This window comes from Tsuneonella litorea (genome assembly GCF_025154015.1).
Classification (GTDB): Bacteria; Pseudomonadota; Alphaproteobacteria; order Sphingomonadales; family Sphingomonadaceae; genus Tsuneonella; species Tsuneonella litorea.
In genome coordinates, this window is the sequence record NZ_JAOAMV010000004.1 from 278,184 (window position 1) to 294,433 (window position 16,250).

General features: G+C 68.9%; 16 protein-coding genes. 10 read left to right on the forward strand and 6 right to left on the reverse strand.

What is annotated here, in order from left to right:
• The first annotated feature begins 116 nt into the window (after positions 1 to 116).
• Together N0B51_RS09720 and bla are read left to right on the forward strand one after the other, a co-directional pair.
• Positions 117 to 581 carry a GNAT family N-acetyltransferase gene (locus N0B51_RS09720; RefSeq protein WP_259962134.1) on the forward strand — a complete coding sequence of 155 codons (465 nt, stop codon included), beginning with the start codon at positions 117 to 119 and terminating at the stop codon, positions 579 to 581.
• Positions 578 to 1,498 carry a class A beta-lactamase gene (gene bla / locus N0B51_RS09725; protein WP_259962135.1) on the forward strand — a complete coding sequence of 307 codons (921 nt, stop codon included), beginning with the start codon at positions 578 to 580 and terminating at the stop codon, positions 1,496 to 1,498. The genes N0B51_RS09720 and bla overlap by 4 nt, the downstream gene beginning before the upstream one ends.
• On the opposite strand, the gene N0B51_RS09730 is transcribed toward bla, so the two are convergent.
• Genes N0B51_RS09730 through N0B51_RS09740 form a run of 3 tightly spaced genes read right to left on the reverse strand, consistent with a single transcriptional unit; the run spans position 1,485 to position 4,248 of the window.
• Positions 1,485 to 2,612, reverse strand: a complete 1,128-nt coding sequence (locus tag N0B51_RS09730) for an acyltransferase family protein (protein ID WP_259962136.1) — start codon at positions 2,610 to 2,612, stop codon at positions 1,485 to 1,487. The two genes, bla and N0B51_RS09730, sit on opposite strands and share 14 nt — an antisense overlap.
• Before the next feature lie 34 nt (positions 2,613 to 2,646).
• Positions 2,647 to 3,690 (reverse strand): isoaspartyl peptidase/L-asparaginase family protein, encoded by a 1,044-nt coding sequence (locus N0B51_RS09735; protein WP_259962137.1) that lies wholly within the window; start codon positions 3,688 to 3,690, stop codon positions 2,647 to 2,649.
• 18 nt (positions 3,691 to 3,708) lie between these two features.
• Complete coding sequence (locus N0B51_RS09740; RefSeq protein ID WP_259962138.1) at positions 3,709 to 4,248, reverse strand: phosphatase PAP2 family protein; 540 nt, start codon at positions 4,246 to 4,248, stop codon at positions 3,709 to 3,711.
• Positions 4,249 to 4,384: 136 nt separating this feature from the next.
• On the opposite strand from N0B51_RS09740, the gene N0B51_RS09745 reads away from it, so the two are divergent.
• Complete coding sequence (locus tag N0B51_RS09745; RefSeq protein WP_259962139.1) at positions 4,385 to 5,578, forward strand: mechanosensitive ion channel; 1,194 nt, start codon at positions 4,385 to 4,387, stop codon at positions 5,576 to 5,578.
• A gap of 40 nt (positions 5,579 to 5,618) precedes the next feature.
• Positions 5,619 to 6,137, forward strand: coding sequence for a GNAT family N-acetyltransferase (locus N0B51_RS09750; RefSeq protein WP_259962140.1), 519 nt, complete (start codon positions 5,619 to 5,621; stop codon positions 6,135 to 6,137).
• On the opposite strand, the gene N0B51_RS09755 is transcribed toward N0B51_RS09750, so the two are convergent.
• Positions 6,134 to 6,892: a hypothetical protein gene (locus tag N0B51_RS09755; protein WP_259962141.1), complete on the reverse strand. Its 759-nt coding sequence runs from the start codon at positions 6,890 to 6,892 to the stop codon at positions 6,134 to 6,136. The two genes, N0B51_RS09750 and N0B51_RS09755, sit on opposite strands and share 4 nt — an antisense overlap.
• A 143-nt stretch (positions 6,893 to 7,035) precedes the next feature.
• Positions 7,036 to 8,049, reverse strand: a complete 1,014-nt coding sequence (locus N0B51_RS09760) for a zinc transporter ZntB (protein ID WP_259962142.1) — start codon at positions 8,047 to 8,049, stop codon at positions 7,036 to 7,038.
• 71 nt (positions 8,050 to 8,120) lie between these two features.
• Between N0B51_RS09760 and ispG the strand changes: the two genes are divergently transcribed.
• Genes ispG through N0B51_RS09775 form a run of 3 tightly spaced genes read left to right on the forward strand, consistent with a single transcriptional unit; the run spans position 8,121 to position 10,498 of the window.
• Entirely contained in the window at positions 8,121 to 9,266 is a 1,146-nt protein-coding gene (gene ispG, locus N0B51_RS09765; protein WP_259962143.1) for a flavodoxin-dependent (E)-4-hydroxy-3-methylbut-2-enyl-diphosphate synthase, read from the forward strand.
• Positions 9,267 to 9,788, forward strand: coding sequence for a thioredoxin family protein (locus N0B51_RS09770; protein ID WP_259962144.1), 522 nt, complete (start codon positions 9,267 to 9,269; stop codon positions 9,786 to 9,788).
• Positions 9,785 to 10,498 carry a murein L,D-transpeptidase catalytic domain-containing protein gene (locus N0B51_RS09775; protein ID WP_259962145.1) on the forward strand — a complete coding sequence of 238 codons (714 nt, stop codon included), beginning with the start codon at positions 9,785 to 9,787 and terminating at the stop codon, positions 10,496 to 10,498. Before N0B51_RS09770 ends, N0B51_RS09775 begins: the two co-directional genes overlap by 4 nt.
• Before the next feature lie 7 nt (positions 10,499 to 10,505).
• Here the strand turns inward: N0B51_RS09775 and N0B51_RS09780 are convergent, their stop codons facing one another.
• Positions 10,506 to 11,921 (reverse strand): L,D-transpeptidase family protein, encoded by a 1,416-nt coding sequence (locus tag N0B51_RS09780; protein WP_511262102.1) that lies wholly within the window; start codon positions 11,919 to 11,921, stop codon positions 10,506 to 10,508.
• Between the two features lie 111 nt (positions 11,922 to 12,032).
• Here N0B51_RS09780 and N0B51_RS09785 point away from each other — a divergent pair, with 111 nt between their 5' ends.
• The 3 genes from N0B51_RS09785 to N0B51_RS09795 all read left to right on the forward strand — a co-directional run bounded on the left by N0B51_RS09785 (position 12,033) and on the right by N0B51_RS09795 (position 16,173).
• A complete protein-coding gene (locus N0B51_RS09785; RefSeq protein ID WP_259962146.1) occupies positions 12,033 to 12,965 on the forward strand; it encodes a DMT family transporter in 933 nt (310 codons plus the stop codon).
• 110 nt (positions 12,966 to 13,075) lie between these two features.
• Positions 13,076 to 15,748 (forward strand): aconitate hydratase AcnA, encoded by a 2,673-nt coding sequence (gene acnA / locus N0B51_RS09790; protein WP_259962147.1) that lies wholly within the window; start codon positions 13,076 to 13,078, stop codon positions 15,746 to 15,748.
• Positions 15,745 to 16,173 carry a rhodanese-like domain-containing protein gene (locus N0B51_RS09795; protein ID WP_259962148.1) on the forward strand — a complete coding sequence of 143 codons (429 nt, stop codon included), beginning with the start codon at positions 15,745 to 15,747 and terminating at the stop codon, positions 16,171 to 16,173. The genes acnA and N0B51_RS09795 overlap by 4 nt, the downstream gene beginning before the upstream one ends.
• Positions 16,174 to 16,250: the final 77 nt, after the last annotated feature.

Sequence of the window (16,250 nt, forward strand, 5' to 3'; positions counted from 1 at the left end):
GACCCAATGCGACCTCGCTTTTTGAGCCAGCCCCCGAGCAAGCAAAGGCTAGGCCGTTCAATGACCTAGAGTCAACCGCTCTTGCCTTGACCTGCGCGCCCCGGCAGATCGGGCCGATGCAAGCCTATCGCATCGTTCGCGACGACCTGACGCAGCCCGCGGTCCTGGCCCTGTTGCAGTTCCACCTCGACGAGATGAACCGGTGGTCGCCGGCGGACAAGGTCCACGCGATGGCGGCCGAACGATTGCGCGCGCCCGATGTCACGTTCTTTTCCGCGTGGGACGGCGCCGCTCTGGCCTCGGTCGGGGCCTTGCGCGATCTCGGCGCGGGCCGGGGCGAGCTGAAGTCGATGCGTTCCGCGCCCGATTACCGCGGGCGGGGCGCGGGCCGGGCCATGCTCGACCGGCTGCTGGACGAGGCGCGGGCGCGCGGCATGACCTGGCTGGGTCTTGAAACCGGGCGGCCGCAGGCGTTCCGCGACGCCCACGCACTCTATGCCGCGAACGGGTTTGCCGAATGCGCGCCGTTCGGAGACTACGTGTCGGACGATTTCAGCCTGTGCATGGAGCGCGGGCTGTGATCCTCGACCGCCGCGCGCTTGTCGCCGGGACCGGCGCGCTCGGCCTCGGCGCCTGCGTCCCGCTCGACACCTCGACCAGCGGACGACTGGCGGCGAAGTTGCGGCTGATCGAGGCGGGCCTCGGCGGCGCGCTCGGGGTCATGGTCTTGGATCCGGCGCAGAACGCATCGCTCGGCCACCGGCAGGACGAACGGTTCGCGATGGCCTCGAGCTTCAAGACGACGCTCGCAGCACTCGTGCTGTGGCTCGACCAGCAGGGCCGGCTCGCGATCGACGAGACAGTGCGCTGGAGCGAGGCGGACCTCCTGTCATACGCGCCGTTCGCCCGCGAGCGTCTCGCCACCGGGGCGAGCCTGCGCGACCTCGCCCGCGCGGCGCAGACCGCGTCGGACAACACCGCGGCCAACCTGCTGCTCGCCCGGGTCGGGGGGCCGGAGGCGGTGACCGCGTTCTGGCGCGCGCTGGGCGACGGGACGAGCCGCCTCGAGCGGATCGAGCCGCAGCTCAACTTCGTGCCCGACGGCACGCTTGCCGATACCACGACCCCCGCCGCGATGGCGCGCACGATCCACCGGCTGGTCGCGGACGGCCCGCTCGACCCGGCGCGCCGCGCCATCCTGCGCCAGTGGATGCGCGAGACGACGACCGGCCTCCAGAAGGTGCGCGCCGGCGTGCCCGACGCATGGGAGGCGGGCGACAAGACCGGCAATTCGGGCGACTGGCCGGGCATGGGCCATACCCGCGCCGACATCGGTTACGTCGTCGCGCCGACCGGCGATATCGCGAGCTTCGCCGTCTATCACCGTTCGTGGCAGGGGAGCGCGGTTGCGGCCGATGGGGTCGACGCCGCCTTCGCCGAGATCGGCCGCATGCTGACCGCCTGGCTGCGCGCGCTCTATACGATCACGCCCGCCTGACCGGCGCCTTCGACCGCAAACCGATCAGCGGGCGCAGAGGCGCTATCTCGCGGCCGACGAGATAGAACAGCCAGCATCCCGCCACCGTCGCGGCGAGCAGGACAAGCAGCTCGGCACCTGCCGGCAGGGCAAAGCGCAGCAGGTACCAGCCGAGGACGACGATGATCGTCTGGTGGATGATGTAGAAGGGAAAGACGGCCTCGGTCAGCATCGCGCGCCGCGGGTGGTCGTGGTTCCAGAAGCGGTCCGCCACCCCAATCAGCGCGACGATCGCGCACCACATCTGCACCGTCCGCGCCGCACCGAAGGCGGGGTAGGCCCAGGCCGGGGCCGGGGTATCTCCCGGCCAGGTGAACTCGACCCACACGACGAGGCCATAGGCGGCAATGGCGAGTGCCCCCGCCAGGCGCCACCACCGCTGCACCCCGCGCCACACCGCCGGCGCATCGCGCAGCAGGAAGCCGAACAGGAACAGCGGCAACTGGAGCGTGTGCGCGTATAGGTCGCCGACGACGTCGTGCGTGTCCTCGGGCGCCGGCCAGCCGAGCCAGAGCCGCACCACCAGCAGAGCGAGCGGCACCCAGAGCACGCGCCCGCCGCCGAGCAGGCTGTCGAATCCGCGCCGCCCGCGCTCCCGCACGCCGCGCGGCAGGAGCAGGATCAGGACAAGGCCGATCGTGTAGAGCCACAGGTAGGCGACGAACCACAGGTGGTTCCACGTCGGCAGCTGGATCCCGTCGAGCTTGCCGAAGCGGAAGTAGTCGTGGAACCAGAACCACCCGAAGTCCGCCGCGTAGCCGTGCCTGAAGGTCAGCTCGACCCACGGCTGCGGCGGGACGAACAGCGCCATCCCGGCGACCAGCGGAACCAGCAGCCGCGCGCTGCGGTTGCGGACGAACGCGCCGGGCGCCCGCGATTTCGCGAACAGCGCGGCCGAGGCATAGCCCGACACCACGAACAGCAGCGGAATGCGCCACGAATTGGTCGCCAGCATCGGCACGGTCGCCCACTGCAGCGGCTCGGCCGTCTTCACGTGCCACCCCCAGGGCACGAAGAACATCCCGATGTGATAGAGGATCAGCAGCGCGAAGGCGCCGATCCTGAGCCAGTCCATGCCGTAGTGGCGCCCGCCTGGCGGCGGCGCCGCGTCACTCGTCGGCAAAGATGGCGACCTCGTTCAGGCCCTCGGCGGTGGCCCGGCCGCGATACATGCCCGGCGTGTTCATCGAGAACACCGGCTTGCCCGTCGGGCTCACCACGATCACCCCGCCGTCCCCGCCCAGCTCGCCCACTTCGGCCATCACGCCGTCGACGATACGCTGGAGGACCTCGGTGGTCAGCGGCACCTCCTCGGTCTCGCCGTTCAGCGTCAGCTTGCGCGCGGCCTTGACCCGCTCGCAGATCGCGTGCGCGACCGCCGCACGGATGAAGTATTCGCCCGACCCGGTGGCGCTCACCGCGCACGCGGCGTCGTCGGCATAGGTGCCCGCGCCGATCACCGGGCTGTCGCCGATGCGGCCCCACCGCTTGCCGGTCATCCCGCCGGTCGAGGTTCCGGCCGCAAGGTGGCCCGCCGCGTCGCGCGCGACCGCGCCCACGGTGCCGTACTTGAACTCGACATCCAGCGCCGAAAGGTTCTGCGCCTTGAGCGTCTCGAGCTGCCGCCTGCGTTCATCGGTTGCGAACCAGTCCGGCGAGACGATCTCGAGATCGTGGTCGCGCGCGAATTCCTCCGCCCCCTTGCCCGACAGCATGACGTGGCGCCCGTCTTCCATCACCGCGCGGGCGAGGAGGATCGGGTGGCGCACGACGTGGACCCCCGCGACCGCGCCCGCCGCCCGGCCGTTGCCGTCCATGATCGAGGCGTCGAGCTCGTTGATCCCGTCCCAGGTGAACACCGCCCCGCGCCCGGCGTTGAAGCGGGGATCGTCCTCGAGCAGGGTGATCGCGGCGGTCACCGCGTCGAGCGCGGCGCCGCCGTCCTTCAGCACCTTGCTGCCGGCGTCGAGCGCGCGCTGGAGCGCGGCCTTGTAGTCGGCCTGCTGCTCGGGCGTCATCCGGGCGCGCTCGAGCACGCCGGCGCCGCCGTGGATGGCGAAGCTCCAGCCCGGCTCTCCGGGAGGCTCGTGCGCACTGGAAGGAGTGGTGAACGTCAAGGCGAGACCCAGCAGGGCGAGAAGTTGCAGCCGCATTTCAGCCCGATAGGACGATCAGAACGCGAAGTCGACGGTTGCGCCGCCGCCGGTGCTGTCGACCCACGGGACCAGCGCCACCCGCTTCTCGGCGAGCGGGTGGGTGAGCAGCAATCCGGAAGCCGTGCCGATGCCCGCACCGGCGACCACGTCGTACCAGTGATGCTTGTGCGCCTCGACCCGGGCGAGCCCGACGAAGCTCGCCAGCGCGAAGGCGGGAATGCCGTCGCCCGGCCCGCGCCGCTCGTAGATGCTCGCCGCGGCCGCGAACGAGGCGGCGGTGTGCCCGGAAGGAAAGCTGCGGTTGTCGCTGCCGTCGGGCCGGGTTTCGGGGAATGCCTCCTTGAGGCCGGTCGATACGGCATAGGCCGCGCCCACCGACAGCCCCGACTGCAGCGCCCCCCGGGCATCGCCGGTGGCCGCCGGCACCCCCACCGCCCACGCGCCGAGCGCGACCGCGCCGATCGTGCTGGCGGTATCCCAGTCCTTGTCCGAGGCGGCAGCGGGAGCGGAAAGGGCCAGGGCTGCCGCGGCGGCTGCCAGTCGAAGGGTGCGCATGAACCGCAGTCTATCACGGATCACCGCGACCGGCAGCGGGAATGTGCACGAGAGGGTTATCCACCGCCCGGATTTCGCGATTTACCCTACGACATGATAGGCTTGCGCCCTCTGCACTGAAGGGGAGATCGGTGTGATGCAAATCGGGAATTATCGCTTCGACGAAGAGCTTGCGATGGAGATCGGCGAAAAGCTGCTTTGGGCGCTGCTGATACTCGTCGTCACCTGGGCGCTGGCGAAAGCGGCCAAATGGGCCTTCGCCAAGCTGGTCGACAACGTCTCGTTCTTTCGCCGGGGGACCGGCACCGGGGCGAGCCTTGGCGAATCGCTCGGGCGGATCGTCGCGCTGCTGATCTGGCTGTTCGGCCTGCTCGCGATCCTGCAGGTGTTCCAGCTCGGCGGGGTGATGAGCCCGGTCCAGACCCTGCTCAACAACGTGATGGAATTCATCCCGAACCTGATCGGGGCGGGCCTGATATTCTTCATCGGCCTGATGGTCGCCAAGATCGTCCGCGACCTCGTGGTCACCTCGCTCCAGACGGTCGACTTCGACAAGTGGGCCAATCGCGGCGGGGTCGACACGATGACCGGCAACACCGCGATCAGCACCACGATCGGGACGATCGTCTATGCGCTGATCGTCATCCTGGTATCGATCTTCGCGCTCGACGTGCTGCAGCTCGAAAGCGTTTCGCAGCCGGCCAGCGACATGCTGCGGCTGATCTTCGACGCGATCCCGCGGATCATCGGCGCCGCGCTGCTGCTCGGTGTGGGCTACCTGATCAGCAAGTTCGTGGTGCAGCTGCTCAAGGAAGTGCTGGGCGGCCTGGGTGTCGACCGGGCGATCGGCGCGACCGAGCTGCTGCCCGACGGGACCACCGCCACCGACGTCATCGCCCGCGTGGCGCAGATCGCGATCGTGCTGTTCTTCGCGATCGCCGCGACCCGGCTGCTCGGCTTCCCGGAACTGACCGCGATCCTCGACGAAGTGCTCGAACTCGCCGGACGAGTGGTGTTCGGCGCGGTCGTCATCGCGGTGGGCTTCCTGATCGCGCGGCTGCTGGTGCGGATGATCTCGGGCGCCGGAGAGGAAAGCCTGGCCGGAACGATCGTGAAGTGGGCGACGATCCTGGTGTTCACCTTCATGGGCCTCAGCTTCATGCAGGTCGGCGACGAGATCGTGCGGATCTTCTTCAGCGCGCTGGTCGTCGGCGGCGCGGTCGCGGCGGCGCTCGCCTTCGGGCTCGGCGGGCGCGACTGGGCCGGCCGCAAGCTGGAGGAATGGGACGCGCGCGCCCGCGGCGGCACCGACGGCCCGCCGACGATCTGACTTCAACCGGAAACCGAAACAGCCTACGGGGCGCAGGGTGATGATCCTGCGCCCCGCTTCCATCTCCGATGTCGATGCCCTCGTCGCGATGAGCCGGCGGAGCTTCACCGACGCGTTCGGGCACCTTTATGCGCCGTCCGACCTCGCCGCGTTCCTCGACGACTGGCGCTCGCCGAGGCGGATGGCCGAGATCGTCGAGCGGTCCGACGCCGCGCTGACGCTGGCGGAGGATGGGGGCGAACTGCTCGGTTATTGCGCGATGTTCTTCGGGGCGGGTTTCGACGAGCGGCCCGAGCCGCGGCCTGCGCGCCCGGCGCTGCTGAGCCAGCTCTACTGCACCAGCGCGGCTACCGGTCGCGGCGTCGGCACGGCGCTGATGGACGATGCCCTCGCCCAGGCGCACGCGCGCGGCTGCGACGCGGTCCAGCTATCGGTCTATGCGGAGAATTTCGGCGCCCAGCGGTTCTATGCCCGCTACGGGTTCGCAAAGGTGGCCGACATCGATTTCTGGGTAGGCACGCACCGCGACGACGAGTTCCTCTACGAGCTGGCGCTCTAGGCCACCGCGGACACGGGTGCGGCGCGCCGCGGGCGCCGCCAGGCCAGCCGCTCCGCGTGGAAGAAGGCCACGACCATCAGGAAGGTGAAGTTGAGGAAGGCGAATTCGCCGCCATCCTCGATCCAGGCTTCGAACTGGGTCTGCGCCACCGTATGCGGCCCCCAGGTGACCATCATGTCGACCAGCACCCCGAAGATCGCCGCGCAGCCGATCCCGGCGGCGATGAACAGGCTGCGCACCGCCGCGCGGGGTTGCGCGCCGAGCAGCGCGCTGGCGAGGCCGAGAAGCCAGAATCCGCCCACCCCCGCGAAGAACATCATCTCGCCCACGTCGTTGGCGTGGACCGGCGAACCGGCCGGAAGCGGGATCGCCGGGGCGATCCAGTGGCCGAACTGCTCGTGGAACTCGAACGCGTTGTCGAGCGTGAGCCAGACCATCATGATCGCGTTGGCCAGGTAGGCCATGGGGCCAAGGCGCCGCCACATGACGAACAGCATGACCGCGCAGGCGGTGGTGAGCGAATACTCCAGATATTCGCCGAAACCGTGGTCCTGCGAGATGAACAGTTGCACCGGCAGCGCCGCCCCGGTCGCCTCGCCATAGTGCGCCGCCGCGTCCATGCCGACGATCACCCCGGCGTAGGGCCAGATCCACAACATCGCGCGGCGCACGGCCACGCTGGCCAGCATCTCGCCCGCCTGGCTGCGGGCTTCGGAGACGAGCGAGGCGATCCAGTCGATGATGGTGCTGCGCATGGGACGATGGCCTTCTTGCGGCGTTCGGGGTTCCGGGCGGACATACCCGTTCGCAGGGCTCGTGTCGGTTAAGCCGAATGGTGAATGGCCAGCGAAGTTGCCTTCGGTCCCCGCGCGGGACAGGCGGCGGGCGCCGGGTTAATTCAGATCCACTTCCACCTGCGGAACAGCATCATCTGCACTGCAAAGATCGCCACGCAGATGCCGACGACGATCCAGAACGCGTCCCCGTCGTCCACCCCGGGCATTCCGCCGACGTTGATTCCCAGCAGCCCGGTGATGAACCCCAGCGGCAGGAAGATCGCCGCGACCAGGGTGAGGACGTAGTTGGTCCGTTCGGACCGCGCGAGCGCGCGGGTGCGCAGCTCGTCCATCAGCACGACCGCGCTTTCCTTGCTCACGTCGATGTCGTCGAGAAAGCGCCTCAAGAGCGCGATCGTCTCGCCGATCTCGCGCCGGTCGTGGGGTTCGAACCAGGCGGGGGCGTCGCGACTGATCGCTTCGAGCGCGACGTGCTGGGGCCCCATGTGCCGCTGCAGCGCGAGGCAGTTGCGCCGGATGGTGGTGATCTTGGCCAGGATCGCCTCGTTGTCGTCCTCGGCGAAGTCGAGGTCCTCGAGCCGGTCGATCTCGTCGTTCATGTCGACGATCGCGGCGTTCATGCGGTGGACGAGGCGTTCGGTGAGCTGGGTGACCAGCGCCCCGGCATCCACCGGTCCCTTGCCCGCGTCGATGTCGGCCAGCGTCTCGCGCGGGGTCTGCAGGGGCAGGCGGCGCAGCGTGATCAGCCGGTGCCCGTCGCTCCACAGCTGCATCGAGACCATGTCTTCCGGTTCGGCGCCGGGATTGAAATTGATCCCGCGCAGGGTCGCCACGAGGGTATCCCCGTCCCGGAACGCCCGCGGGCGCGTTGCATCGCCGGTAAGGAGTTCGGCGGTCGGCTCGGGAATCCCGACTTCGCTCTCGAGCCATTCCTGGACGCCCGGCGCCCGCCGGTCGAGATGAAGCCAGAGCACTTCGCCGGGGAGCGACGGTTCCCACCCCTGCGCATGTTGCCAGCTGACCGCGTGGCCTCCTCCCTGCCCGTCGAGCACCCGGCCAAACAGCAGCGGCCCGTCTTCGGGAAAGGTGTCGGTGGGATCGCGCGGCGCCGCCATGCCCGCGTTCATGCCGCATCGCGCAGCCGATGTCATTGCCCCGTCTTGCCCGCGCGCCTATATCGCGCCCCATGTCTTCGATACGCCCCTGGCGCGACATCGCGCGCCGCCGGTCCCGCCAGATCATGGTCGGCAAGGTCCCCGTCGGCGGCGACGCGCCGATCAGCGTGCAGACCATGACCAACACCCCGACCGAGGACGTCGGCGCGACGATCGACCAGATTCGCCGCTGCGAGGACGCCGGCGTCGACATCATCCGGGTTTCGTGTCCCACGCCCGAAAGCACCGCGCGTTTCGACGAGATCACCCGCGCCGCGAACGTTCCGGTCGTCGCCGACATCCACTTCCACTACAAGCGCGCGCTCGAGGCGGCCGACAAGGGCGCGGCGTGCCTGCGGATCAACCCGGGCAACATCGGCTCTTCCGAGCGAGTGGCCGAGGTCGTCCGCGCCGCGAAGGCCAACGGCTGCGCGATCCGCATCGGGGTCAACGCCGGCAGCCTCGAGAAGGACCTGCTGGAGAAATACGGCGAACCCTGCCCCGAGGCGCTGGTCGAAAGCGCGCTCGACCACATCAAGCTGCTGCAGGACCACGATTTCCACGAGTTCAAGGTCGCGGTAAAGGCGAGCGACGTGTTCCTCGCGGTCGCCGCCTACATGGGCCTGGCCGAAGCGGTCGACTGCCCGCTGCATCTCGGCATCACCGAGGCCGGCGGCCTGATCGGCGGGACGGTCAAGTCGAGCATCGGCATCGGCAACCTGCTGTGGGCCGGGATCGGCGACACGATCCGCGTCTCGCTCAGCGCCGAGCCGGAGCAGGAAGTGAAGGTCGGGTTCGAGATACTGAAGGCGCTCGGCTTGCGCACGCGCGGCGTGCGCATCGTCTCGTGCCCCTCGTGCAGCCGCCAGGGCTTCGACGTGATCCGGACGGTCGAGGCGCTCGAAAAGCGGCTCGAGCACATCAAGACCCCGATGAGCCTCTCGGTGCTCGGGTGCGTGGTCAACGGCCCGGGCGAAGCGCGCGAAACCGACATCGGCCTCACCGGCGGCGGCGCCGGCAAGCACATGGTGTACCTGTCGGGCGTGACCGACCACCACGTCCAGTCCGAGGCGATGATCGACCATATCGTCGAACTGGTCGAGGCAAAGGCGGCCGAGATCGAGGCGGGCATGAGCGACGCGGGCCAGGCCGACGAGGTGGTCGAGGCGGCGGAGTAAGTGCGCTTCGCCCCGATCCTGCTTCTCCTGGCGACACCGCTTGCATCCTGCGTCGCGACGCCTTCGGCGCGGCCCGAGGCCGCGCTGTTCGACCCTGCCGCCGACGCGCAGGCCGCATACGCCGCGGCGCGTGCGCGCTCGGTCGAATCGGGCCGGCCGCTGCTGGCGGTGCTGGGGGCGAACTGGTGTCATGACAGCCGAGCGCTAGCCGGCTGGCTCGAGACGCCGCGATTCCGGCAACTGGTCGCCGCCGATTTCGAACTCGTGTTCGTCGACGTCGACCACCCGCAGGCCGGCGAAGGGCGCAACCTGGAGATTCCGCGGCAGTTCGGCATCGACGGGCTCCAGTCGACGCCCGCGCTGCTCGTGATCGCCCCCGACGGCACGCTGCTCAACCGCGCAAGCGCGACCGGATGGGGCAACGCCGCCAGCCGCAGCGGGGACGCGATCTACGCCGAAATCGCCCGGTACGCGCGCGTTCACGAGCGGGATAGGACCGGCGTGATAGAAAACACCCCATGAAACGGCGCGACCTCCTTGCCGGAACGCTCGCCGCCGGCGCGACGCTGGCGGCCCCCGCCGCGCGCGCGCAGGTTCCCGCGATGCCGACCGCGCTGACCGTGCGCGACCGCCGGCTGTTCGCCATCGCCCAGGAACAGTTGCTGCAGCACGGCAGCGGCCTGTGGCGGCGCGACGTGGTCGGAATCGCCGACTACGGCCTCCATTCGAGCGAACCGCGGCTGCATATGGTCGATTTCGACCGTGGCACGGTCGACAGTTTCCGCGTGGCGCACGGCATGGGGTCGGACCCGGAACACGACGGCTGGCTCAACTGGTTCTCCAACGTCCCCGAATCGCTCTGCTCGAGCAATGGCGCCTACATGACCTTCGGCTGGTACACCGGCCGCTACGGGACCTCGATCCGGCTGGAGGGGCTGGAACACAGCAACTCCAACGCGCTCGACCGCGCGATCGTGATGCACCGGGCAAGCTACTGCGAGCCCGCGCATATTACCCGGTGGGGCAAGCTGGGCCGCTCGAACGGCTGCTTCGCGATGAGCGACGCCGATTTCAAGATCGCGCTGCTGCGGCTGGCGGGCGGACGCCTGCTCTATGCCGACAAGCTCGGGATCGGCGCGGACGGCGGGACCGTCGGCGAACCGCCGAAGGACCTCAAGCTGCTCGTGCCCGAGGGTGCCCCGCAACCGCCGCGCGATCCCGGGGTGTACTGACCCCGACCTAGGTCGTCTTGAGGTCGTCGACGATCTCGACCGCTTCCTCGCTCGTCGCCCGCGCCCGGTTCGATTGCCGCGGCTGGTCGAAACTTGCCAGCACCGGCGCGTCGCGGCCGTAGATGTCGGAGAACGCCCGCAGCTTGCCGGAAATGTCGCGGCCCATCGTGAAATAGGTGATGTAGACCGGCATCGATTTCTGGATCGGCACGCGCGTGTACTTGCCGCTGGTACTGATCGCGACCGCCTCGTCGGCCGCCGCCTTGCGCGCCTCGGGCGTGTTGGCGAGGTTGCCGAGGATGGCGAGCGTGATCGCCAGTTCCTGCGCGCGCTCGGTCCGGATGCAGCCGTGCGACAGCGCGCGGTTCTCCTGGTTGAACAGGCCCCGCGCCGGGGTATCGTGCAGGAAGATCGCGTGCGGGTTGGGCATGTCGAGCTTCATCAGGCCGAGCGAGTTGTTCGCGCCCGGCTGCTGGACGACGGTGACGAACCCCGTCTCGGGGTCCTTCCAGCCCTTGTAGCCCGCGGCCTTCGCCCAGGCAGGATTGCCCAGAACTTTCGCGCCCAGCCCTTCGCCCTTCACGATCGACTGCGGCACGGTCCAGGTCGGGTTGAAGATCACCCCTTCGACCGTTTCGGCGAGCTGCGGGGTCGCGGTACGGCCGGGCTTGCCGACGATCGTCTTGTAGGTCGAGATGATCTTGTCGTTGACCGTCAGGCGCAGCTGGTACTCGGGCACGTTGGTGATGAGGTACTGCTGGCCAAGGTCCTTCGCCAGCCAGCGCCAGCGGTCCATGTTGGCGCGGATCAGCTTGCGCTTCGCCGGGTCGGTCGTATTCGCGAGCTCGGCCTTGAGCGCAGCGTAGTCGGGATGCTCGGGCGCGAGCGCCATCAGGCTGGCGGCGATCGTGTGGCTGGCCAGCGCCTCGGCCATGATGTCGGCGGTGCGATAGCGATCGGGATCGGGATCGACCACGAACCACTGCTTGCGGGCCTCCATCGGGGTGCGCCCATCGCGCAGGTCCTCGACCAGCCAGGCGAAGCTGCGACTGGCCGCTTCGTTGAGCGCGTCGCCCTGCCCCGCGGCGATCGCCGCATTCAGTTCGGCCGGCTGGTAATCCTTCGGATCGAGGCCTTCCGCACCGATCGAAGCGATGACCCCGGCGAGCGCCCTGGCGTCGGCCACGGTCCACACCTGCACCATCGGCGCGATCGGCTGGACCGTCGCCGCCGCTGCGGCCCGCTGGCCCATTGCGTCGATCGACGCGGTGACGTCGTCGGGGCTGGCGACCTTTTCGGGCGTGACGGTCGGCGCTGGCGGGGGAAGCAGGTCCACCGGCGCCTTGGCCTGGGCGAATGCCGCCGAAGGCAATGCCACCAACGCCGCACCCGCCAGCCAGTACCGCTTGCTTCCTTCGATCACCGCGTAAATCCCTCGAATCCCGCACCGGCCACGTGCCGGCGTCGATGCGCCCCATAGCGCCATTGAAAGCGGACCTTCAACGCGCGTGGCTGAAGCGGGGCTGAATCCACCTTGACCGGTGGCGCGAATACCACGAACCGCCGGCTGACCATGCCCGGCCGCGACCATCCCTTCCTTCCCCTGTTCGTCACGATCGCGGCGATCGGGATGCTGAGCCTGATGGACGCGTTCATGAAGAACGCCGCGCTGGCGGTGGGCGCGTACAGCGCGCTTCTGCTGCGGTCCGTGATAGGGCTTTCGGTCACCCTCCCCGCGTGGCGGATCGCCGGCGGGCGCTGGCCGCCGCCCGCGACCGTGCGCATCCACGTGATCCGCGGGGGCGTGGTTGCGGTGATGGGTTTCATGTTCTTCTTCGCGCTGACGCTGCTGCCGCTGGCACAGGCGATCGCGATCAGCTTCATCGCGCCCTTGATCGCGCTGTTCCTCGCGCATTTCATCCTCGGCGAACGGATCGGGCAGCGCGTGGTGATCGGGGCGCTCATGGGCCTGGCCGGGGTGCTTGTGATCCTTGCCGGCAAGATCTGGCGCGAAACGATGGACGGCGGCGCCCCGCTGGGTATCGCCGCGGTGCTGGCATCGGCCGTGCTCTATGCCTGGAACCTCGTTCTCCAGCGTCAGCAGGCGCTCGTCGCCAGGCCGCTCGAGGTGGTGACCTTCCAGGCGGCGATGTCGTTCCTGGTGCTGGTGTGGTTCGCCCCCGCCTTCCTGCAATGGCCCGACGAACCGGCATGGCGCGACATCGGGGTGAGCACGGCGCTTTCCTACTTCGGCGCGGGGCTGCTCAGCTGGGCCTACGCCCGCGCCGAAACCCAGCGGCTCGCACCGCTCGAATATACCGGTTTCCTGTGGGCGGCGCTGTTCGGCTGGATGTTCTTCGGCGAAAAGGTCACCGGCGCGACCACCGCGGGGGCGCTGCTGATCGTCGCGGGATGCTTCATCGCCACCCGCGGCGCCCCGCCCGCGCCGGAGCAGACCGTCGTCTGACTAGCGGGCGGGCAAGGATTCCTCGCTTCCGCTCCCCTTGACCTCGACGGGCGCTGCGCGCAGGAGCGCGAACGAAAAACACGCCCACTCAGCCAAGGATTGATGCACGCATGACCCAGGTCGGCAAGGACTCGCTCGGAACCCGCAGCACGCTGACGGTGGGAGGACAGGACTACGCCTACTACTCGCTGAAGAAGGCATCCGAGACGATCGGCGACGTCAGCCGCCTGCCGTTCAGCATGAAGGTCCTGCTGGAAAACCTGCTGCGCTTCGAGGACGCCGGGTTCACCGTCTCGGTCGGCCACATCCAGGCGCTTGCCGACTGGCAGAAGAACCCGGTCACCGGCAACGAGATCCAGTACCGCCCCGCGCGCGTGCTGATGCAGGACTTCACCGGCGTGCCCTGCGTTGTCGACCTGGCCGCGATGCGCGACGCCATCGCCAGGCTTGGCGGGGACACCCAGAAGATCAACCCGCTGGTTCCGGTCCACCTCGTGATCGACCACTCGGTGATGGTCGACGAGTTCGGCACCCCCAGGGCGTTCGAGAAGAACGTCGAACTCGAATACGCCCGCAACGCCGAACGCTACGACTTCCTCAAGTGGGGATCGAAGAGCCTCGACAACTTCAAGGCCGTGCCCCCGGGCACCGGCATCTGCCACCAGGTCAACCTCGAGCATATCGCACAGTGCGTGTGGACCTCGAAGGACGACAGCGGCACGACGGTGGCCTATCCCGACACCTGCGTCGGCACCGACAGCCACACGACGATGGTCAACGGCCTCGGCGTGCTCGGCTGGGGCGTCGGCGGGATCGAGGCCGAGGCGGCGATGCTCGGCCAGCCGGTCTCGATGCTCATTCCCGAGGTCGTCGGCTTCCGCATGACCGGCAAGCTCGCCGAGGGCGTCACCGCGACCGACCTCGTGCTCACCGCGACCCAGATGCTGCGCGCGCGCGGCGTGGTGGGCCGCTTCGTCGAGTACTTCGGCGACGGTCTCGCCGCCCTCAGCCTCGCCGACCGCGCGACGCTGGCCAACATGGCGCCCGAATACGGCGCGACCTGCGGCTTCTTCGGGATCGACGACAAGACGCTCGAATACCTCAAGCTCACCGGGCGCGACGAGGCCCAGATCGCGCTGGTCGAGGCCTATGCCAAGGAGCAGGGCCTGTGGATCGACCCGTCCAGCGAGCCGATCTTCACCGACACGCTCGAACTCGACCTGTCGACGGTGGTCCCCAGCCTCGCGGGTCCCAAGCGCCCGCAGGACAAGGTCGTGCTGCCCGAGGTCGACGACCTGTTCAACGGCCAGCTCAAGGAGATCTACGGCAAGTCGGCCCCAGAGCGGACCGCGGTCGAGGGCAAGGCTCACGACATCGGCGACGGCGACGTGGTGATCGCCGCGATCACCAGCTGCACCAATACATCGAACCCCGATGTCCTCATCGCCGCCGGCCTCGTCGCCAAGAAAGCCCACGAAAAGGGCCTGTCGCCCAAGCCGTGGGTCAAGACCAGCCTCGCTCCGGGATCGCAGGTGGTCACCGACTACCTCGTCAAGGCCGGCCTGCAGGAGCACCTCGACGCAATCGGCTTCGATCTCGTCGGCTACGGCTGCACGACCTGCATCGGCAATTCCGGCCCGCTGGCAGAGCCGATCTCGAAGGCGATCAACGGCAACGACATCGTCGCCGCTTCGGTCCTGTCGGGCAACCGCAACTTCGAAGGCCGCGTGTCGCCCGACGTGCGCGCCAACTTCCTCGCCTCGCCGCCGCTCGTGGTTGCCTACGCGCTCAAGGGCACGGTGACCGAGGACATGGTCGATAGCCCGATCGGCCAGGCCACCGACGGCAGCGACGTCTACCTCAAGGACATCTGGCCGACCAACGACGAGGTCGCCCAGGTGCGCAACGGCGCGATCGACCGCTCGATGTTCGAGGCGCGCTATGCCGACGTCTACAAGGGCGACGCGCACTGGCAGGCGATCGACGTCACCGGGTCCGACACCTATTCGTGGCGCGCGGGATCGACCTACATCGCCAACCCGCCCTATTTCGACGGCATGGAGATGACCCCGGCGCCGGTCACCGACATCGTCGATGCAAGGCCGCTCGCGATCCTCGGCGACAGCGTGACCACCGACCACATCAGCCCCGCCGGGTCGATCAAGACCGACAGCCCGGCCGGCGAGTACCTGCAGGACCACCAGGTCGCCCGCGCCGACTTCAACTCGTACGGCAGCCGCCGCGGCAACCACGAGGTGATGATGCGCGGCACCTTCGCCAACATCCGCATCCGGAACGAGATGGTCCCCGGCATCGAGGGGGGCATGACCAGGTACGACGGCGAGATCATGCCGATCTACGACGCGGCGATGAAGCACAAGGCGGACGGCACCCCGCTGGTCGTCATCGCGGGCAAGGAATACGGCACCGGCTCGTCGCGCGACTGGGCCGCCAAGGGCACCAACCTGCTCGGCGTGCGCGCGGTGATCGTCGAGAGCTTCGAGCGCATCCACCGCTCGAACCTCGTCGGCATGGGCGTGCTGCCGCTGCAGTTCCAGGAAGGCGACACGCGGACTTCGCTCGGTCTCACCGGCGAGGACAGCTTCACGATCCGCGGCCTTGCCGACATCAAGCCGGGGCAGGACGTCGAGGTCGAAGTGACGAAGGCCGACGGTTCGCAGTCGAGCTTCATCGCCAAGTGCCGGATCGATACCGCCAACGAGCTCGAATACTACTTCAACGGCGGCATCCTGCATTACGTCCTGCGCAAGCTGGCGGCGTGAGCGCGCGCGCCAGCCTCGTTGCCGGGGCAGCGGCGCTGGCGCTTGCGACAAGCGCCTGCAGCGCTCGCCCCGCGACCGATGCGGCCGCCGAAGCGGCGGCACCGACCGCGACGATCTCGACGATCGACGTGGCGGCGCTGACCGACCTCGTCGCGCGGGACAAGGTCGTGCTCGTCGACGTGCGAACGCCCGGGGAATTCGCCGAGGGCCACATCGCCGGGGCGGTCAACCTGCCGCTGCAGGGCTTCGATCCCGGCAGCGTCCCGCACGAAGCGGGCAAGCAGACGATACTCTACTGCCGCTCGGGCCGGCGATCGGAAGCGGGCGCGGAGAAGATGGTCGCCGCCGGCGAGGCGGCGACTCACCTCGGCGGCGGCATCACCGCCTGGCAAGAGGCCGGAGAGCCGGTCACTTCCGGCGGCTGACCGCGCAAAAAGGGGCGACTTCCTCGCGGAAGCCGCCCCTTCGCTTGACGGTCCTGCTTCGAGGCTCAGTCCGCCAG

Coding starts and splice junctions, on each gene's coding strand:
- N0B51_RS09720 (WP_259962134.1), top strand. CDS start 117: ATGCAAGCCTATCGCATCGTTCGCGACGACCTGACGCAGCCCGCGGTC.
- N0B51_RS09730 (WP_259962136.1), bottom strand. CDS start 2,612: ATGGACTGGCTCAGGATCGGCGCCTTCGCGCTGCTGATCCTCTATCAC.
- N0B51_RS09735 (WP_259962137.1), bottom strand. CDS start 3,690: ATGCGGCTGCAACTTCTCGCCCTGCTGGGTCTCGCCTTGACGTTCACC.
- N0B51_RS09740 (WP_259962138.1), bottom strand. CDS start 4,248: ATGCGCACCCTTCGACTGGCAGCCGCCGCGGCAGCCCTGGCCCTTTCC.
- N0B51_RS09745 (WP_259962139.1), top strand. CDS start 4,385: ATGCAAATCGGGAATTATCGCTTCGACGAAGAGCTTGCGATGGAGATC.
- N0B51_RS09750 (WP_259962140.1), top strand. CDS start 5,619: ATGATCCTGCGCCCCGCTTCCATCTCCGATGTCGATGCCCTCGTCGCG.
- N0B51_RS09755 (WP_259962141.1), bottom strand. CDS start 6,892: ATGCGCAGCACCATCATCGACTGGATCGCCTCGCTCGTCTCCGAAGCC.
- N0B51_RS09760 (WP_259962142.1), bottom strand. CDS start 8,049: ATGGCGGCGCCGCGCGATCCCACCGACACCTTTCCCGAAGACGGGCCG.
- ispG (WP_259962143.1), top strand. CDS start 8,121: ATGTCTTCGATACGCCCCTGGCGCGACATCGCGCGCCGCCGGTCCCGC.
- N0B51_RS09775 (WP_259962145.1), top strand. CDS start 9,785: ATGAAACGGCGCGACCTCCTTGCCGGAACGCTCGCCGCCGGCGCGACG.
- acnA (WP_259962147.1), top strand. CDS start 13,076: ATGACCCAGGTCGGCAAGGACTCGCTCGGAACCCGCAGCACGCTGACG.